The 17,878-nt window shown below is 62.1% G+C and carries 20 protein-coding genes; 6 read left to right on the top strand and 14 right to left on the bottom strand.

Annotation, left to right across the window (positions count from 1 at the left end):
- Window positions 1–15: 15 nt before the first annotated feature.
- The gene (locus J3D60_RS28485; protein ID WP_253493551.1) at window positions 16–915 is read left to right on the top strand and encodes a polysaccharide deacetylase family protein; all 900 of its coding nucleotides are present in this window, start codon (window positions 16–18) and stop codon (window positions 913–915) included.
- On the opposite strand, the gene pcaC is transcribed toward J3D60_RS28485, so the two are convergent.
- The 11 genes from pcaC to pcaR all read right to left on the bottom strand — a co-directional run bounded on the left by pcaC (window position 916) and on the right by pcaR (window position 11,607).
- Window positions 916–1,308, bottom strand: coding sequence for a 4-carboxymuconolactone decarboxylase (gene pcaC, locus J3D60_RS28480; RefSeq protein WP_027604400.1), 393 nt, complete (start codon window positions 1,306–1,308; stop codon window positions 916–918).
- Between the two features lie 70 nt (window positions 1,309–1,378).
- Window positions 1,379–2,170, bottom strand: a complete 792-nt coding sequence (gene pcaD / locus J3D60_RS28475; RefSeq protein ID WP_253493548.1) for a 3-oxoadipate enol-lactonase — start codon at window positions 2,168–2,170, stop codon at window positions 1,379–1,381.
- Between the two features lie 10 nt (window positions 2,171–2,180).
- A complete protein-coding gene (locus J3D60_RS28470) occupies window positions 2,181–3,545 on the bottom strand; it encodes a 3-carboxy-cis,cis-muconate cycloisomerase (protein ID WP_253493546.1) in 1,365 nt (454 codons plus the stop codon).
- A 10-nt stretch (window positions 3,546–3,555) separates the two neighbouring features.
- Window positions 3,556–4,851 (bottom strand): MFS family transporter, encoded by a 1,296-nt coding sequence (locus tag J3D60_RS28465; protein ID WP_065938827.1) that lies wholly within the window; start codon window positions 4,849–4,851, stop codon window positions 3,556–3,558.
- A 155-nt stretch (window positions 4,852–5,006) separates the two neighbouring features.
- Window positions 5,007–5,573 carry a protocatechuate 3,4-dioxygenase subunit alpha gene (gene pcaG, locus J3D60_RS28460; protein ID WP_253493544.1) on the bottom strand — a complete coding sequence of 189 codons (567 nt, stop codon included), beginning with the start codon at window positions 5,571–5,573 and terminating at the stop codon, window positions 5,007–5,009.
- A gap of 1 nt (window position 5,574) precedes the next feature.
- Window positions 5,575–6,279, bottom strand: a complete 705-nt coding sequence (gene pcaH, locus J3D60_RS28455) for a protocatechuate 3,4-dioxygenase subunit beta (protein WP_027604405.1) — start codon at window positions 6,277–6,279, stop codon at window positions 5,575–5,577.
- A 17-nt stretch (window positions 6,280–6,296) separates the two neighbouring features.
- Entirely contained in the window at window positions 6,297–7,499 is a 1,203-nt protein-coding gene (pcaF, locus tag J3D60_RS28450) for a 3-oxoadipyl-CoA thiolase (protein ID WP_175539055.1), read from the bottom strand.
- Complete coding sequence (locus J3D60_RS28445; protein ID WP_027604407.1) at window positions 7,496–8,275, bottom strand: CoA-transferase subunit beta; 780 nt, start codon at window positions 8,273–8,275, stop codon at window positions 7,496–7,498. Before J3D60_RS28445 ends, pcaF begins: the two co-directional genes overlap by 4 nt.
- Entirely contained in the window at window positions 8,275–9,132 is an 858-nt protein-coding gene (locus tag J3D60_RS28440; protein ID WP_027604408.1) for a CoA transferase subunit A, read from the bottom strand. The genes J3D60_RS28445 and J3D60_RS28440 overlap by 1 nt, the downstream gene beginning before the upstream one ends.
- A 146-nt stretch (window positions 9,133–9,278) precedes the next feature.
- Window positions 9,279–10,619: an MFS transporter gene (locus J3D60_RS28435; RefSeq protein ID WP_253493543.1), complete on the bottom strand. Its 1,341-nt coding sequence runs from the start codon at window positions 10,617–10,619 to the stop codon at window positions 9,279–9,281.
- 145 nt (window positions 10,620–10,764) lie between these two features.
- Window positions 10,765–11,607: a pca regulon transcriptional regulator PcaR gene (pcaR, locus tag J3D60_RS28430; protein WP_025855315.1), complete on the bottom strand. Its 843-nt coding sequence runs from the start codon at window positions 11,605–11,607 to the stop codon at window positions 10,765–10,767.
- A 559-nt stretch (window positions 11,608–12,166) separates the two neighbouring features.
- Between pcaR and J3D60_RS28425 the strand changes: the two genes are divergently transcribed.
- Together J3D60_RS28425 and J3D60_RS28420 are read left to right on the top strand one after the other, a co-directional pair.
- Entirely contained in the window at window positions 12,167–12,367 is a 201-nt protein-coding gene (locus tag J3D60_RS28425; RefSeq protein WP_003172389.1) for a hypothetical protein, read from the top strand.
- A 311-nt stretch (window positions 12,368–12,678) separates the two neighbouring features.
- Window positions 12,679–14,154: an inorganic phosphate transporter gene (locus J3D60_RS28420; protein WP_027604410.1), complete on the top strand. Its 1,476-nt coding sequence runs from the start codon at window positions 12,679–12,681 to the stop codon at window positions 14,152–14,154.
- A gap of 135 nt (window positions 14,155–14,289) precedes the next feature.
- Here the strand turns inward: J3D60_RS28420 and ccoM are convergent, their stop codons facing one another.
- A complete protein-coding gene (gene ccoM, locus J3D60_RS31310) occupies window positions 14,290–14,406 on the bottom strand; it encodes a cytochrome c oxidase subunit CcoM (protein WP_017530457.1) in 117 nt (38 codons plus the stop codon).
- Window positions 14,407–14,549: 143 nt separating this feature from the next.
- Window positions 14,550–14,744 (bottom strand): hypothetical protein, encoded by a 195-nt coding sequence (locus J3D60_RS28415; protein WP_131697188.1) that lies wholly within the window; start codon window positions 14,742–14,744, stop codon window positions 14,550–14,552.
- A gap of 100 nt (window positions 14,745–14,844) precedes the next feature.
- Here J3D60_RS28415 and J3D60_RS28410 point away from each other — a divergent pair, with 100 nt between their 5' ends.
- The 3 genes from J3D60_RS28410 to J3D60_RS28400 all read left to right on the top strand — a co-directional run bounded on the left by J3D60_RS28410 (window position 14,845) and on the right by J3D60_RS28400 (window position 17,457).
- Complete coding sequence (locus J3D60_RS28410) at window positions 14,845–15,717, top strand: LysR substrate-binding domain-containing protein (protein WP_253493542.1); 873 nt, start codon at window positions 14,845–14,847, stop codon at window positions 15,715–15,717.
- Between the two features lie 91 nt (window positions 15,718–15,808).
- Window positions 15,809–16,279: a RidA family protein gene (locus J3D60_RS28405; protein WP_253493541.1), complete on the top strand. Its 471-nt coding sequence runs from the start codon at window positions 15,809–15,811 to the stop codon at window positions 16,277–16,279.
- Complete coding sequence (locus J3D60_RS28400) at window positions 16,276–17,457, top strand: aminotransferase class V-fold PLP-dependent enzyme (RefSeq protein WP_253493539.1); 1,182 nt, start codon at window positions 16,276–16,278, stop codon at window positions 17,455–17,457. The genes J3D60_RS28405 and J3D60_RS28400 overlap by 4 nt, the downstream gene beginning before the upstream one ends.
- Here the strand turns inward: J3D60_RS28400 and J3D60_RS28395 are convergent.
- Window positions 17,454–17,795, bottom strand: a complete 342-nt coding sequence (locus J3D60_RS28395; protein ID WP_065926412.1) for an aspartate-semialdehyde dehydrogenase — start codon at window positions 17,793–17,795, stop codon at window positions 17,454–17,456. The two genes, J3D60_RS28400 and J3D60_RS28395, sit on opposite strands and share 4 nt — an antisense overlap.
- Between the last annotated feature and the right edge of the window lie 83 nt (window positions 17,796–17,878).

Genomic DNA, 17,878 nt, shown 5'->3' with positions numbered 1-17,878 from the left:
GAGTCTGCGCACACCATGAAATCCTTTGCCATCGCATCCGCCGTGCTTGCCCTGGCCTTGAGCCTCAGCGGCTGTATCGGCGCGCCCATCGCCCTGACCGCGCAGACCGAGCAACGCCTGCAAGCCCAGGCACCGATCCGTTTTTTGCTGACCTTCGATGACGGCCCCAGCGCCTCGGGCTACAACAACCCCAGCCGTTCAGTGCTCGCCGACCTGGCGCACAACCCGGTGCTGCCGGGGATCAAGGCGGTGTTCTTCCTGCAGACCGAATCGTCGCGTTCCGGCGGCAGCTCGCGGGGCCGCAAGACGATGGCGCGTGAATACGCCGGCGGGCATGTGCTGGCTTTTCACACTGCCACGACCTTTCATACCAACCACCGCTGGCTGAATGATGCCGAGCTGGAACGCACCCTCAGCCAGGGCGCGACCGATATCGCCTCGATCACCGGCGCGCCGCCCGTGCTGGTCCGCCCGCCGTTCTGGAACTACGACCGACGCACCTTCGCCGCCTACCAGCGCCACGGCATGCAGGTCCTGCTGACTGACCTGAGCGCCAATGACGGCAAGATCTGGGGCTTCAATGGCAGCCCACGCCGCCGCGCCAACCTGTATCGACAACTGTCGGTGGTGCGCGAGCGCATCGCATTGGGGGAGTTACCGACGGTGGACGGCGTGATACCGGTGGTGGTGACCTTCCACGATATCAACCGCTATACCGCGCGGCATATGCAGGAATACCTGCAGATCCTGCTGGACAGCGCACGAGTCAATGGCATGAAGACCGCAGCCGAACCGTTCTACACCGATACGGCCGCCCTGCAACGCGCGGCATTGGCGCGTACGGTCAAAAACGTGAATGAAGCAGTGCATCTGCCGGGCGTGTGGAATTGGGTGTGGGACGCCGACTCCCACTGATCACTCACGCGACTCGACACCCAGCTCATCCCATACAGACTCCGCCAGGTGAAACGTGGCATTCGCCGCCGGGATCCCGCAATAGATCGCACTCTGCATCAGCACTTCCTTGATCTCGGCACGGGTTACGCCGTTGCTGGCGGCGGCGCGCAGGTGCAGCTTGAGTTCTTCGCTGCGGTTCATGCCGATCAGCATGGCAATGGTGATCAGGCTGCGGGTGTGGCGAGGCAGCCCGGGGCGGGTCCAGATGTCACCCCAGGCGTGGCGGGTGATCATGTCCTGGAACTCGCTGTTGAACTCGGTCAAGGCATTGAGGCTGCGGTCGACATGGGCATCGCCCAGCACTTCGCGGCGCACCTGCAGGCCGTCGGCATAACGTTGTTTCTCGTCCACAAAAAACTCCTGGTTCAATAAGATTTCAATTCGATGACCTGTGGCGAGCGGGCTCCTGTGGTGAGCGGCCTCAGCGGGCCAGCAGGAATTTGATAACCCGGTCACTGAATGCAGCGCCAGCCTGTACGTTGGACAGGTGCGCGGCGTAGAACTCGGCGTACTCGGCGCCCTGCACATGGTGCTGGATAAAGTGACCACCGGCCGGTGGCGTGACGGCGTCTTCAGTGCCGGCAATCACCAGGGTTGGCGCCTTGATCTTCGACAACTGCTCACGGAAATCCGCATCACGCACGGCGGCGCAGTTGGCCGCGTAACCTGGGGGCGAAGTCGCGGCAAGCATGTCGGTGATCTGCTTGGCCTGGTGCGGGTTGGCTGCCGCAAAATCGGCGGTGAACCAGCGCGCAATCGACGCATCGCGCAAGGCCACCATGGCCGCCGCGCCATCCCGCTGGACCATCTCGATCCGTGGGTTCCAGATCTCCGGCGTGCCGATTTTGGCGGCGGTGTTGCACACCACCAGGCGCTGCAGGCGCTCACCGGCATTAATCCCCAGCCATTGACCGATCAAGCCGCCCATGGACAGCCCGCAAAAATGCGCACGCTGAATATCCAGCGCATCCAGCAGTGCGATCACGTCGTGGCCCAACTGCTGGATGCTGTACGGTCCCTCGGTCACCAGGGATTTACCGTGGCCACGGGTGTCGAAACGCAACACCCGGAAATGCTCGGTCAACGCCGGGATCTGGATGTCCCACATATGCAGGTCGGTACCCAGCGAGTTGGACAGCACCAGCACCGGTGCGTCCACGGGGCCATCGAGTTGGTAATGCAGTTCGCCCTCGGCGAGTTGTACGAAAGCCACAGCGTTCTCCTTAGGCGTTCAATGCAAAGTGTTCGGTGACAGCGCGAGTGACCCAGGTGGGCGCCTGGCCCAGGTAGTGGGCCGGGTCGAGCAGGCGGTCCAACTCAGGGGCGGACAACTCGGCGGTGACCTGCGGTTCGTCCGCCAGCACCGCGCGCAAGTGGCGCCCTTCTGCGACGGCGCGTTTGCAGCATTGCTCCAGCAGGTGGTGCGCGGTTTCCCGGCCCAGGCGTTGAGCCAGCACGATGCTGACGGCTTCGGCCAGCACCAGCCCTTGGGTCAGGTCGAGGTTGTGGGCCATGCGTCCGGGGTCGACTTCCAACCCTTCGCTCACCAGCAGCGCTTGTTTCAAGGCACCGGACACCAGGCGGCAAATCTCCGGCAAGGTTTCCCATTCGGCGTGCCACAGGCCCAGGCTGCGTTCATGTTCCTGGGGCATGGCGCTGAACATCGTCGCCACCAGGCCGGGCACGCGCGTGGCGGTGCTGATCAGCACAGCGGCGCCCACCGGGTTGCGTTTGTGCGGCATGGTCGACGAACCGCCTTTGCCGGGCGCCGACGGCTCGAAGACTTCGGCCGCTTCGGTTTGCATCAGCAGGCTGATATCGCGGCCCAGTTTGCCGAGGCTGCCGGCGATCAGGCCCAGGACGGCGGCGAACTCCACCAGACGATCCCGTTGGGTGTGCCAGGGTTGTTCAGGCAAGCTCAGTTGCAACTCCGACGCCAGCGCCTCGGCCACCGGCATGGCGTGTTCGCCGAGTGCCGCCAACGTCCCGGACGCGCCGCCGAATTGCAGCACCAGCAAACGCGGCTGCAGTTCTTTCAAACGCTGGCGACTGCGCGTCACCGCGCCCAGCCAACCGGCAATCTTCATCCCCAGGGTGACCGGCGTCGCGTGCTGTAACCAGGTACGCCCGGCCAACGGTGTCGTCGCATAACGCTGGGCCTGGGCGGCCAGCACGTCGCCCAGACGCGCCAGGTCCGTTTCGATCAACCCCAGGGCCCGGCGCAGTTGCAGCACCAGCCCGGTGTCCATCACGTCCTGGCTGGTCGCGCCCAGGTGCACATAACGTTCGGCCCCGGCATCCCCGCTGGCAATCAACTTGCCCAGCGCCTTCACCAGCGGAATCGCCGAATTCCCCGCCGTGGCAATCGCCACGCCGAGGGCATCCACGTCGTACAGCGACGCCAGGCACGCCTGGGCAATCGGCGCCACGGCGGCCTGGGGGATCAACCCGACCCGGGCCTGCGCCCGGGCGAGCGCGGCTTCGAAATCGAGCATGCCCTGCAAGCGTCCCTGGTCGCAGAACACCTCGGCCATGCTGTCAGCGGTGAAGTAAGCGTCGAACAGTTGATTGCTCGTGCGCAGTGTCATAACTCATCCCTTACAAATCGTGATGCAGGTACGCCGCCTGTTTCGGCAGGCGCAAGCTGAACAGGAAGGCCACCGCCATCATGCCGGTGACATACCAATAGAAGGTGTTTTCCATACCCATGGATTTGAGGCCCAGGGCCACGTATTCCGCCGAACCGCCAAAGATCGCGTTGGCCACCGCATAGGCCAGACCCACGCCCAGGGCGCGCACTTGTGGCGGGAACATTTCCGCCTTCACCAGGCCGCTGATCGAGGTGTAGAAGCTGACAATCGCCAAGGCCAGGGTGATCAGCACAAACGCCAGGAACGGACTGCTGACGGTTTTCAAGCTGAGCAGGATCGGCACCGTGCACAGTGTGCCCAACGCGCCGAACCACAGCATCGAGTTACGCCGGCCGATCTTGTCGGCCAGCATGCCGAACAGCGGCTGCATGCACATGTACAGGAACAGCGCGCCGGTCATGATGTAGCTGGCGGTCTTGGCGTGCATCCCGGCGGTGTTCACCAGGTACTTCTGCATGTAGGTGGTAAAGGTGTAGAAAATCAGCGAACCGCCTGCGGTGTAGCCGAGCACGGTGATGAATGCCGCCTTATGGTCACGGAACAGCGCGGCGATACTGCCGGCGTCCTTGTCCTCGCGGGTTTCCTTGCTGGTGGTTTCCTTGAGGGTGCGACGCAGCAGCAGGGAAATCACCGCCGCAATCGCACCGATCACGAACGGAATCCGCCAGCCCCAGGCCCGCAGTTCTTCCTCAGTGAGGATCTGTTGCAGGATCACCACCACCAGCACCGCCAACAGTTGGCCACCGATCAGGGTCACGTACTGGAACGAGGCGAAAAACCCACGCTGGCCCTTGAGTGCGACTTCACTCATGTAGGTGGCGGTGGTGCCATATTCGCCCCCGACCGACAGGCCCTGGAACAGCCGCGCCACCAGCAGCAGGGCCGGGGCCCAGGCGCCGATGTCTTTGTAGGTGGGCAAAAAGGCGATGACCAGGGAACCGGCGCACATCATCAGCACCGAGATCATCATCGAATTCTTGCGCCCGTGCTTGTCGGCGACCCGGCCGAACAGCCAGCCGCCGATGGGGCGCATCAGGAAGCCGGCGGCGAACACGCCAGCGGTGTTGAGCAGTTGGACCGTGGGGTCATCCGACGGGAAAAACGCCGGGGCGAAGTAGATGGCGCAGAAGGCATAGACGTAGAAGTCGAACCATTCGACCAAGTTACCGGAGGAGGCACCGACAATCGCAAAGATCCGTTTGCTGCGCTCTTCTCCGGTGTAGTGACTGGTGGTTGTTGTCATGGTTTTTCACTCAGTGGGAACGGTTATAGCCTAGACATACTTTGCAACAACCATGTTCCGCAAGCAGACTTTTGCGTAGGCAGTGCCTGAACCGGCCCCCTCCCACATTAAAATGTGGGAGGGGGCTTGCCCCCGATGGGGTCCTGACAAGCGACTCAATAATCGAAGAACACCGTTTCCTTATCTGTGCCCTGCAAAATCACATTCCACTGATGCACACCCGCCGCGTCCGGCTTGGCAATCAACGTGCCGCGCCGCTCGGCAGGCACACGGGCCAGCAACGGGTCATCCCCGTTCAACGCCTCGCCCTCGAAATAAATCCGCGTCAGCAGGTGCTTCACCAGCCCACGGGCAAACACCAGCACCACCAGGTGCGGCGCCTGGGTCGTGCCTTGCAGGCCCGGCACGCTGCCCGGCTTGATCGTGGTAAAGCGGAAGCGCCCTTCGGCATCCACCGGCACCCGGCCAAAGCCTTCGAAGTTCGGGTCCAGCGCCTTGTCCTGCTCATCTTCAGGGTGGTCGTACTTGCCGGCGGCATTGGCCTGCCAGACTTCGAGCATGGCGTCGTTGACAACATCACCGTTGCCGTCCACCACTTGCCCGCTGATCGCCACGCGCTCGCCGAGGGTGGCGGCGACGGTCAAATCCTCGCGGTTCAACCAGGTCAGGCCGATGTGGTAGTACGGCCCTACGGTGTGGGACGTGGTCGCGTAGAGTGTCATCTCATTTCTCCATCGGCGTGGCGTCGCGGCCGCGCAGGACGATGTCCCAGCGGTAGCCGAGGGCATAGGAAGGAATGGTCTTTTCCAGGTCGAAACGGGCGATCAGGCGCTCCTTGGCGCTGGTATCCGGTACGCAGTTGTAGATCGGGTCGTATTCCAGCAGCGGGTCGCCAGGGAAATACATCTGCGTCACCAGGCGCGTCAGCACGCTCGGGCCGAACAGCGAAAAGTGGATATGCGCCGGGCGCCACGCGTTGTGGTGGTTGCCCCATGGGTAGGCCCCAGGCTTGATGGTCTGGAACTGGTACCAGCCATCGGCGTCGGTGACGGTGCGCCCGGTGCCGGTGAAGTTCGGGTCCAGCGGCGCATCGTGCAGGTCACGCTTGTGGTTGTAGCGACCGGCGGCGTTGGCCTGCCAGATCTCCACGAGGATGCCCGGCACCGGCAGGCCGTTTTCATCCAGCACGCGGCCATGAATGATGATGCGTTCGCCCAACGGTTCGCCGTCGTGTTGGGCGGTGAGGTCGTTGTCCTTCTCGCTGACTCGCTCGGCACCGATGGTCGGGCCGGTGATTTCCGACAAGGAATGGGGCAGGAACACCAACGGCTGGGACGGCGAACGCAGGTTCGTCGACTGGTAGGCCGGGTGCAGGTAATCAGGCTGAGTGCCCGCTTGCGGGCGCCGGTAACCGGGCTTGTCACTCATGGAGCTGTCCTCTCTTATTAGATGCGTTCGATCGCCAGGGCCAGGCCTTGGCCGACGCCCACGCACATGGTCGCCAGGCCTTTACGGCCGCCGGTTTTTTCCAACTGATGCAGGGCCGTCAATACCAGCCGTGCACCGCTCATGCCCAAGGGGTGGCCCAGTGCGATGGCGCCACCGTTCGGGTTGACCTGGGGTGCATCGTCGGCGATGCCCAGTTCACGCAGCACCGCCAGGCCTTGGCTGGCGAAGGCTTCGTTGAGTTCGATCACATCGAAGTCAGTGACGGCCAGGCCCAGGCGCTCCACCAGCTTGCGCACCGCCGGCACCGGGCCGATGCCCATCACCCGTGGCGCAACACCGGCACTGGCCATGCCCAGCACGCGGGCGCGGGCAGTCAGGCCGTGTTTTTTCACCGCTTCGGCAGACGCCAGGATCAGCGCGGCCGCACCGTCGTTCACCCCCGAGGCATTGCCCGCAGTGACGGTCTTGTCCGGGCCGTTGACCGGCTTGAGTTTGGCCAGGGCTTCAAGGGTGGTGTCCCTGGGGTGCTCATCGTGCTCCACCACGGTTTCGCCTTTTTTCTGGGCTACCCGCACCGGCACGATTTCTTCGGCGAAGAACCCGGCCGCCTGGGCGGCGGCGGTGCGTTGCTGGCTGCGCAGGGCAAAGGCGTCCTGGTCGGCGCGGGAGACCTGGTAGTCGTCGGCGACGTTATCGGCGGTCTGCGGCATGGCGTCCACGCCGTACTGGGCTTTCATCAACGGGTTGATAAAACGCCAGCCGATGGTGGTGTCTTCCAGCTTCATGTTGCGCGAAAACGCCGCATCCGCCTTGCCCATCACGAACGGCGCACGGGACATCGACTCGACGCCACCGGCAATCGCCAGCTCCATTTCGCCGCTGGCGATGGCGCGAAACGCGGTGCCGATCGCATCCATGCCCGAGGCGCACAGACGGTTGAGGGTGACGCCGGGAATGCTCTCCGGCAGGCCGGCCAGCAACAGCGCCATGCGGGCGACGTTGCGGTTGTCTTCACCGGCCTGGTTGGCGCAACCGAGGAACACCTCGTCAACGGCCGACCAGTCCACGGAAGGGTTGCGCTCGATCAGCGCCTTGATCGGCACGGCCGCCAGGTCATCGGCGCGCACACTGGACAGGCCACCGCCAAAGCGGCCGATGGGGGTGCGAATCGCATCGCAGATAAAGACCTCGCGCATCAGGCTTCTCCCGGTGCTTGGCCGTGGGCGGCAGCCGTGCGTGCTTCGAGGTCACGCAGGGCGGTCAACTCGACCTCGGTCGGCTCGGCGGTGGTGCTGACCTGCTCGGCAAATCGAATCGCCCAACCGGTGGCGGCCACGACTTGCTCGCGGGTCACGCCCGGATGGAGGGCGGTGACCACGAACTCATGGGTGCCCTCTTCCGGCTCCATGATGCACAGGTCGGTAATGATTCCGACAGGACCGGCACCCGGCAGACCCAGGCGTTTGCGCGAATCGCCACCTTCGCCGTGGCCGACCGAGGTGATGAAGTCCAGCTTGTCGACAAACGAACGGGACGACTGCTTGAGGATGATCAACACGCTCTTGGCCGAACCGGCGATTTCCGGCGCGCCACCGGCGCCCGGCAGGCGCACCTTGGGTTGGTGATAATCACCGACCACGGTGGTGTTGATGTTGCCGAAGCGGTCGACTTGCGCGGCACCGAGGAAGCCCACGTCGATACGCCCACCCTGTAGCCAGTAGCGAAAAATCTCGCCGGTCGGCACCACGGTGTCGGCGGTTTCCGCCAGCTCGCCATCACCGATCGACAGTGGCAATACGCTGGGCTTGGCGCCAATCGGCCCGGATTCGTAGATCAGCACCACATCCGGCGACGAAGTCAGGCGTGCCAGGTTGGCGGCCTTGGACGGCAGGCCGATGCCCACAAAGCATACGGAGCCGTTCTTGAGGCGACGCGCGGCGGCGACGGTCATCATTTCATTGGTCGAGTAAGCCATTACTTGGCCTCCTGCTGCGTGGTCAGCTTGGCCTGGAATTCACTGAAATCGGCAGTGCCGTGGATGTATTCATCCATCCAGGCGGTAAAGGTCCCACGGTCGCGAGCGATTGGGTCCCACGCCTGGTAGAAGCGGTTGTCTCGCTCGTTGTAGCCGTGGGCGTAGGACGGATGTGCACCACCGGGTACATGGCACACCGCAGTCAGGGCCCAGGTCGGCAGTACGCAACTGTTCATCGGCGCGTTCAGGTCATCGACGATTTCTTCCACGGTGACGATGCAGCGCTTGGCCGCCAGGGCCGCTTCCTTCTGCACCCCTAGAATGCCCCAGAGCAACACGTTGCCCTTGCGATCAGCCTTTTGCGCGTGGATCACGGTGACGTCCGGACGCACCGACGGTACCGCTGCCAGCACTTCACCGGTGAACGGGCACGTCACGCTCTTGATCAGCGGGTTGACCTTGGGCAAGTCGGAACCCGCGTAGGCGCGCAGCACCGCGAACGGCAGGCCCGATGCGCCGGCGACGTAGGCATTGGCCAGGTCGGCGTGGCTGTGTTCTTCGATTTCCAACGGTTGCGGCCATTGCTTCTCAACCGCGTCACGCAGGCGATGCAGGGAACCTACACCCGGGTTTCCGCCCCAGGAAAAAATCAACTTGCGCGCACACCCGGCCCCGATCAACTGGTCGTAGATCAGGTCAGGCGTCATACGCACCAGCGTCAGGTCTTTCTTGCCCTGACGAATGATTTCATGACCCGCTGCCGTTGGGATCAGATGGGTGAAGCCTTCCAGTGCGACAGTGTCGCCGTCGTTCACGAATTGCTTCACCGCGTCGCGCAGCGCAAGAATTTCAGCCATGGGGTTGGGCTCCCGGTGTGGATCGAAAAGGCGCTGAGGTGGCGCCGAAGTGCTTGAAGATTAAGCCGGGGAAATCGGCCAAACAATCCGATAATCGACTCAGCGTTCGATTATCGAACGGATTGTTGGCAGGCTATCGATTGATCTCAGGTCGCATCCGCATGGCTGACCATGCCTTTGATCACCACGGCTGCCGTGGCCAAAGCGGCCGGAATCACCAGGGCGGTGAGCACCTGCTCGAAGTTCCAGCCCAGGCCGAGCAAGGTGGCGCCCATCCACGCGCCGAGGATCGCGCCGAAACGGCCGATGCCGAGCATCCACGACACGCCGGTGGCGCGGCCTTGGGTCGGGTAGAAGCGCGCCGCCAGGGATGGCATCGCCGATTGCGCACCGTTGACGCACATCCCGGCGACCAGCACCAAGGTGGCCAATAGGGTGATATTGCCCAGGCTCTGCCCGACCGCGTAGGCAAACACCCCGGCCAGCAGGTAGAAGGTGCCGATGACCTTGTGGGGATTGAACCGGTCCATCGCCCATCCCACGCCGACGGCGCTCAATACGCCACCAAACTGGAACAACGCGCCGATAAACGCAGCCTGCTCCATGCTGGCGCCGCTGTCGCGCATCAGGGTCGGCAGCCAACTGGTCAGCAGGTACACAATCACCAGGCCCATGAAGTACGTGAGCCACAGCAACAAGGTGCCGGCGCTGTAGGTGCCCGAGAAAATCACCGCGAACACATTGCGCGCCTTGACGGTTTTTTGTTCGGGCACGCTGAAGGCGGTGGCCTGGGCAACAATAGAGGGTTCGATGGGCGACAGCGTTTTGCGCACCTTGTCGGTGCCTCGGTTGCGCACCACCAGGAAACGCGCCGACTCCGGCAGCCACAGCATCAGCACCACCACCAGGATCAACGGCAGGATGCCGCCGATCATCAACAAGGCGTGCCAGCCGAACGCCGGGATCAGCTTGGCCGAGATAAACCCGCCACCGGCCATGCCCAGGTTGAAACCACAGAACATGCTGGTCACCAGGAACGACTTGTGGCGTTCAGGGGTGTATTCGGAGAGCAAGGTCGTCGCGTTCGGCATGCCGGCACCCAGGCCCAGCCCGGTGAGAAAACGCAGCACCAGCAATTGATCCACGTTGCTGCTGTAGGCCGAGGCCAGGCTGAAGGCGCCAAACACCAGCACCGCGCCCACCAGCACAACCTTGCGCCCGAAACGGTCAGCCAGCGGTCCGGAACCCAGGGCGCCGAACACCATGCCGATCAACGCAGCGCTCATCACCGGGCCAAGGCTGGCGCGGTCAATGCCCCAGTCCTGGGACAGCGCAGGCGCGATAAAGCCCATGGCGGCGGTGTCGAGGCCATCGAGGAAAACGATGAGGAAACACAGGATCACCACGCGCCACTGGTAACGGGACAGTGGCTGGGTGTTGATGAAGGACTGGACGTCCAGGGTCGTGCCGACAGAAGGTTGATTCATTATTCTTATTCCACACCGATGGCGGGCCAACGGCCTGGGGCCGTCATTATTATTGGGGCGCCCTCAAGAGCGCTGCCGCACAGTAATAAGCCGGGGGAAACATCGTCAATTGATCAAGCGGGGATCTGTGCGGTCACCGAACACCTTAGGCAAACAGCTGCGCACTCAACTCACGGCTGGCACTGAGCATGCTCGGCAGGAAACGCTGCTCCAGTTCGCTGCGGCTGACCCGCCCAGCGTGAGTACTGACATTGAGCGCCGCCAGCACCTGGCCGGACGCGTCATACACCGGCACGGCGATGGAGCGCAGGCCCTGTTCCAGTTCCTGGTCGACAATGCACCAGCCCTGCTGCCGCACTTGTTGCAGGCATTCGAACAAGGCCTCGGGGGTGGTCAGGGTGCGGCTGGTCTTGGTTTGCAGGTCGGCATGGTCGAGGTAGTCCTGCAGCGAGGCGTCATCCAATGCCGCGAGCAGGATGCGGCCCATGGAGGTGCAATAGGCCGGCAACCGTCCGCCCACCGACAGGTCCACGGAAATCAGGCGCTGGGTGGTGGCCGAACGGGCGATGTAGAGGATGTCGTCGCCTTCGAGGGTGGCCATGTTGCAGGCTTCGTGCAGTTGCTCGCTCATGCGGTCCAGGTAAGGCTGGGCCGATACCGCCAATGGCGTGGAGGACAGGTAGGCATGCCCCAGGGTCAGGACTTTGGGCAGCAATGAATAGGTGCGCCCATCGGTGGTGGCGTAGCCGAGCTTGATCAGGGTATGCAGGCAGCGGCGTACGGCGGCGCGGGGGATTTCGGTGCGGTGACTGATCTGGGCGATGGTCAGGTGGCGCTTGCGCTCCTGGAACGCCTGCACCACGGCCAGGCCGCGAGCCAGGGAGGTCATGAAATCCGGATCACCGGTAAACGCCTGGATACGCTTGGCCGGCGAAGCAACGATCGGCGGCGCCACTGACGCGAAAGAGTTGCGCAATTGATCGTTCATGCCAGGTTCCTTTCTCTTATTGTCAACCGCAGGGGATTGGGCTGCTATTACAAGCCGGGCCGGCCGTAGCGCACAAGGCACGCCCCGTAACATTGGGCGATTATCGGACAATCATGCGATTATCGCAATTCAGCACCGCACCTGGCAGATGTCCCAATCTCGCCATCCGATAATGTTAAGCCGGTCATTTAATAACGGTATCCCTTGTTGTATTTATGACGCCAGTTTTTCAGCAAATACCGACGCGTCCGCGTAACAAAACACTCACACAAAGTTGACGCTTTTTAACTTTATGCCGATAGTGTTATTCAAATGCGCCGCTATAATGCACCCTGTGCGGAGGTCAGCCCGGTTTGATATCGGGGCCGGAGCTCGCCAGATCATGCACAGGCCGTGCATGAACGGTCGCAACTACCTGCCTGCAATGACTGCCACAACAGTGGCCTCTCGTTTCCATTTCAAACTTGAACACTTCATGGGTTCAATTTGGAACAACCCGAGGCGGCATTCAGGCATTAACGCTGCTACGTATTTACACTCAACTCAATTAGGTAACAATGTGACGAAAGATGAACTGCGCGCGGAACTTGAGCGCCAGGAGCAACGTTACAAGGACGTTTACGGCGGGGAAGTCACCACCTACGCCGCCCAGCCTGAACCGGAACGCAAACCATGGCGCAAGCGAGCCAGCCTGCTCGACCAGGCATTTGCCCAGGAAATCCAAAAGATTGAACAGGAACTCAAGGCCGAAGAGCCATAAGCGCTTCGGCTTGAGTCTTGGGTCCTGGCTGGAGTGCTGCCATTTAGCCAGCGTCCCGTCGGCCTCATCCCGCGATCGCCTGTAAAATTTCATACAAATGTTTCAGGCATGACGATTTGGTGACAAAACCCTGTCTTTTCAGCGCTGCGCTTTATAAATCAAAGACTTGCCAAAGCCCCGAAAACCCTGGGATCGCCAGCTTTCGCCCAGGGCGATTCGATGAAGATTGATACCGATGAGCAGCTAGTGCATCGATTACTGAGGTTTTCTGGCATAATCGCGCCCCCTTACGACCGGGTCAGAAAACCTTCATGATCGATTTATTCAGCGGACTGGATGCTTGGGTTCTCGTGAGCCTGTTGCTCGCCCTGGCCTTTGTCCTCGCCTTCGAGTTCATCAATGGCTTTCATGACACCGCTAACGCGGTGGCCACAGTCATCTATACCAAAGCCATGCCGCCGCATCTGGCCGTGTTCTTCTCCGGGGTGTTCAACTTCCTCGGCGTGTTGCTCGGTGGTGTCGGTGTCGCCTACGCCATCGTGCACCTGCTGCCCGTGGAGTTGCTGATCAATGTGAACACCGGCCATGGCTTGGCGATGGTCTTCTCGTTGTTAGCCGCGGCGATCACCTGGAACCTGGGCACCTGGTACTTCGGTATCCCCGCCTCCAGCTCCCACACCCTGATCGGTTCGATCCTCGGTGTCGGCCTGGCCAATGCCCTGATCAACGACATCCCCCTGGCTGACGGTGTGAACTGGCAGAAGGCCGTCGATATCGGCGCGTCCCTGGTGTTCTCGCCGATGGCTGGCTTCCTGGTCGCAGCCCTGGTGCTGATCGGCCTGAAATGGTGGCGCCCGCTGTCGAAGATGCACAAGACCCCGGACCAGCGCCGCAAGCTCGACGACAAGAAGCACCCGCCGTTCTGGAACCGCCTGGTCCTGGTGATTTCGGCAATGGCCGTGAGTTTCGTGCACGGCTCCAACGATGGCCAGAAAGGCATCGGCCTGATCATGCTGGTGCTGATCGGTATCGTGCCGGCGCAGTTCGTACTCGACCTGGGCAGCACCACCTACCAGATCGAGCGTACTCGCGACGCCACGCTGCACCTTAACCAGTTCTACCAGCGCAACCACGAGACCCTGGGTGAGTTCCTGGCCCTGGGCAAAAGCGTGAAAGACGACCTGCCGGGCAAGTTCCGCTGCAACCCGCAGCAGACCGAACCCACCATCAATGCGTTGCTGGATACCTTGAAAGGCGTCTCCGATTACCATTCCCTGAGCGCCGATCACCGCATCGAAGTGCGCCGCTACCTGCTGTGCCTGGATGACACCGCGAAAAAAGTCGGCAAGCTGCCGGGCCTGGAAGCGCGTGAGAAGTCCGACCTCGACAAGCTGCGCAAGGACCTCACCGCCACCACCGAGTACGCTCCGTTCTGGGTGATCCTTGCGGTCGCACTGGCCCTGGGCCTGGGCACCATGGTGGGCTGGAAGCGTGTGGTACTGACGATCGGTGAGAAGATCGGCAAGCAGGGCATGACCTATGCCCAGGGCATGTCGGCACAGATCACCACCGCCACCATGATTGGCTTTGCCAATATCTTCGCCCTGCCGGTCTCCACCACCCACGTCCTGTCTTCCGGCGTGGCGGGCACCATGGTCGCCAACAAAAGCGGCCTGCAAGGTGGCACGGTCAAGACCATCCTGATGGCTTGGGTGTTGACCCTGCCTGCGACCGTGGGCCTCTCGGCCGGCTTGTTCTGGCTGGCCTCCAAGGCACTGGGCAACTGATCGCCAGGCGCTGACAAAAAAGGTGCGGCCTCTGTGAGGACCGCACCTTTTTTATGGACCAGAATTAAACACCCAAAAAAAAGGGCGACCGAAGTCGCCCAAAATGCCTTGCGTGCTCATGTAACCCGGAAAGACCTAAGGTTTTTTACGCTTGTTCGCGTCTTTCCAGATAAAAAATCCAAACCCTACAAAAAACAGCACCATGAGGCTAACAGTCAGCACTCCGGCGAATACCACATTATCGATAAACATGACCGGCCTCCTGCACTTGCCTTGTTGCGATAGGGCTAAGTTAATGGAGAAGGCGGATTGGAAAATTGACGGGGATCAATGTCGCCCGCGACGGGGCGTAAAGAAGGGTAATAAATGACCTGCATCAATAGATGCAGGCCGTTTTAACGCTTTTTGGGTTTGTTCTTTGATTTTTTCTTGGCTTTGCCTAAAGGCATCGCCTGTTCAAACGCCTGGCGCACTTCATTCAGGCGCTTGTCATTCAGGTCATGCACGCGCTTGGCCCGTTCGGCGTTCAGGTCGATCAGCTTGTCGTCATCACTCATGGCTTGGCTTACGTCGTGGCGAGTAAGGCTCAATAATGCGGACTCCTGCGCCCGACGGCAAATCAACCGGCGACAAAAAACCGAGCGGCGCCCAAAATCGGCACTTTCCAACCACTCAAGGAGGCCCATTCAGGTGGCACTGCATAAGGATCTTCCGCCGCTGCTGGCCCTGCGCGCCTTTGAAGCCGTGGCCCGGCACTTGAGCTTTATCAAGGCCGCGCAGGAATTGTCGGTGACCCAGAGTGCCCTGAGCCATCAGGTACAAAAGCTCGAACAGCACTTGGGTAAACCGCTGTTTATCCGACGCACCCGCGCGATCGATCTGACCGCAGACGGCCAGCAGTACTACGCCGAAATCCGCCCAGCCCTGGACGCCATCGCCGTCGCAACCCGCGCCCAACGGCTGGTACCCAGCGCCACGGTGTTACGTGTCGGCCTGCTGGCGTCGTTCGCCACCCTGTGGTTGGCGCCGCGCCTGGCGGGTTTTCTCAACCGCTATCCGCATATCCAGGTGGAGTTGCTGCCGGCGATTCAACTGGCAAACGTCGCGGCGGCCGAAGTCGACCTGGCCATTCGCTACGGCAAGGGCGACTGGCCCGATGTACAGGCCACACGACTGATGCCCGAAGTGATCTCTCCGGTGTGCAGTCCGGCATTCAAGGCCAGCCAAGTGCACAACGGTGCGCTGTTGATGGCCACTTCGCACCGTCCTTTTGAGTGGACGGACTGGTCTGGGCACTATCAAGTCGACCTCAAGCACCATCCGCGCGTCATGCTGCACGACTACAACATCGTGGTCGAAGCCGCGGTGGCCGGCCAGGGCATTGCCATGGGCCGTCATCGCTTGATCCAACGCAGGCTGGATGATGGCAGCCTGGTAGAAGCCTTCGATTGGCCGCCCTATCACAGTGAAATAGGCTACTGGTTGATTGCAGCGCAAGGCCCTGCCAGCGACGCCGCGCGGTGTTTCAGCGAGTGGTTGAAGGACATCTGCCACGACACGTGAGTTATTTCGATACGTCGGATGAGATCTATCCGTTTGTCGACACTCCCCCCTGCCCCACATGCTGAAACCTCCTGACCCCAGAGGATTCACCATGAGCGACTCCCTCCGCCACCGCGTGCAAGCCCTCGGCCTGACGCTGCCATCACCCAGCCAGCCGATTGCCAACTACATCAACCATGTGGTCAGCCAGAACCAGTTGTTTATCTCCGGACAAATCCCACTGATAGACGGCAAGCCTGTCTACGTGGGCCGCCTGGGCGAATCCTTCAGCGAGGAAGAAGGTGTCCAGGCCGCGGAACTGGCCGCACTGAGCTTGCTCGCGCAATTGAGCGATGCCCTGGGCGATGACCTGTCGCGCCTGGTGCGCATCCTGCGCCTGGGGGTGTTTATCGCCAGCAGCAGCGACTTCCAGCGCCAGGGCGCGGTGGCCAATGGGGCGTCCAACCTGCTGGTGAATGCCCTCGGCGAAAAAGGCCGGCATGTGCGCACGGCAGTGGGCGTTTCAAGTCTGCCGGCCGGCGTCGCGGTGGAGGTTGACGGGATTTTCGAGTTGCAGCCGTGAGCCCGCTGCAAGTGCAACATCTGCGCGAGGGCACTCCCGGCTGCCAATCGGGCATCGTGCACTTCAACTCTGCCGGTGCCTCCTTGCCGAGCCAGGCGACCCTTGACGCCATCATCGACCAACTACAACGCGAAGCCCGCGACGGCCCGATGGAAGCCGGCGAGCATGGCGCGTTGCTGGTAGAAAAAGCCCGCCGCGCGGCCGCGCAGTTGCTCAACGCGCCCACCCCATCGATTGCCTTTGCCAGCAGCGGCTCGACCGCCTGGAGCATGGCGTTCCAGGCCTTGGGCCCGTGGCAGCCGGGCGACCGCATTCTGGTAGGGCGCCACGAATGGGGCGGCAACCTGGCGAGCATGCAGTGGGCGGTGCAAGCCGGCGCGCGGGTGGACGTCATCCCCTGCGATGCCACCGGCGCGGTGTGCCCCGTGGCATTGGAAGCGATGATCGACTCAAGGGTAAAGCTCATCGACCTCACCTGGCTCCCCGCCAACGGCGGACTGATCAACCCCGCCCAGGCCATCGGTGAAGTGGCCAGGCGTCACGGGATCGCCTACTTTATCGACGCCGGCCAAGCCGTCGGCCAGGTGCCGGTGGACGTGCAGGCGTTGCAGTGCGATGTGCTCAAGGCGGCCGGGCGCAAGCACCTGCGCGGGCCACGGGGAACGGCGCTGCTGTATGTGCGGCCGGATTTCCTCCCGCACTTGAACCCCGCCCAGCGCGACGTATTTTCCGCCCCCTGGAGCGCCGACGGTTTCGACCTGCGCAACGACGCCCGGCGCTTTGAGACCAGCGAGGTGTCCTTTGCCCTGCTAGCGGGCCTGGGCAATGCACTGCAGGAGATGAATCAGCTGGGGATCGAGCGTGTATGGGAAAAGATCACGCAAACCAGCAGGCGAATCCGCGAAGCATTGCGTGAGATTCCGGGTATTTCCCTGCATGACCTGGGCACGCTTCAATCGGGCTTGATCGCCTTCAACCTCGCCGGCTGGGACGCCTTCGAACTCAAACGGCAATTGGGATTGAAGCGGATCAATATCGGTGCCAACGGTGTGGCCTACACCCCGTTGGATATGCAGGCCCGCGGCCTGACCAGCATTGCGCGGATCTCCGTCAGCCCGTTCAACAACGATCACGACATCGAGTTGTTGATAACAGCCCTGGAGGAACTGCGTGGCTAAACCTCGACGTCCACCCACAAGCCCTGGCGCGGCGCGTCTTCGATCAGCGGCACAACCGGTACGGTGTTGTCGGCATTGAGCAGGTCGCCCGGGATCGCCAAGTGCTGATCCGGGTCTTCATCGGCTTCGCGCCGGCGTTTCTGCTGTTCCTGCTGGCGGCGTTGTTCCTCGCGCAGCAAAAAAGTCGACTGCTCGGCATCGCCCTTTTTCAGGTCGATGGTGCTTTCGTTGGAGCCCGCTTGCACAGGGACCACGGGCGGAATATCGGGTTTCTGGCGGACCGGGTCGAGTTGCGACGTAACCGGTACGACGCTGACGGGCAGCATAGGTGGAAGCATGATAGTTGTTCTCCTGTCAGCAGGCTGTCGGCGGGCCGCGCGACGACTTGAGCGCAGGTTCGCCAACCTGTGACCCAGTCGAC

The organism is Pseudomonas sp. S3E17 (genome assembly GCF_024168685.1).
Classification (GTDB): Bacteria; Pseudomonadota; Gammaproteobacteria; order Pseudomonadales; family Pseudomonadaceae; genus Aquipseudomonas; species Aquipseudomonas marginalis.
The sequence above is the reverse complement of the archived record's forward strand: the minus strand, read 5'-3'. Positions and strand labels throughout refer to the sequence as shown.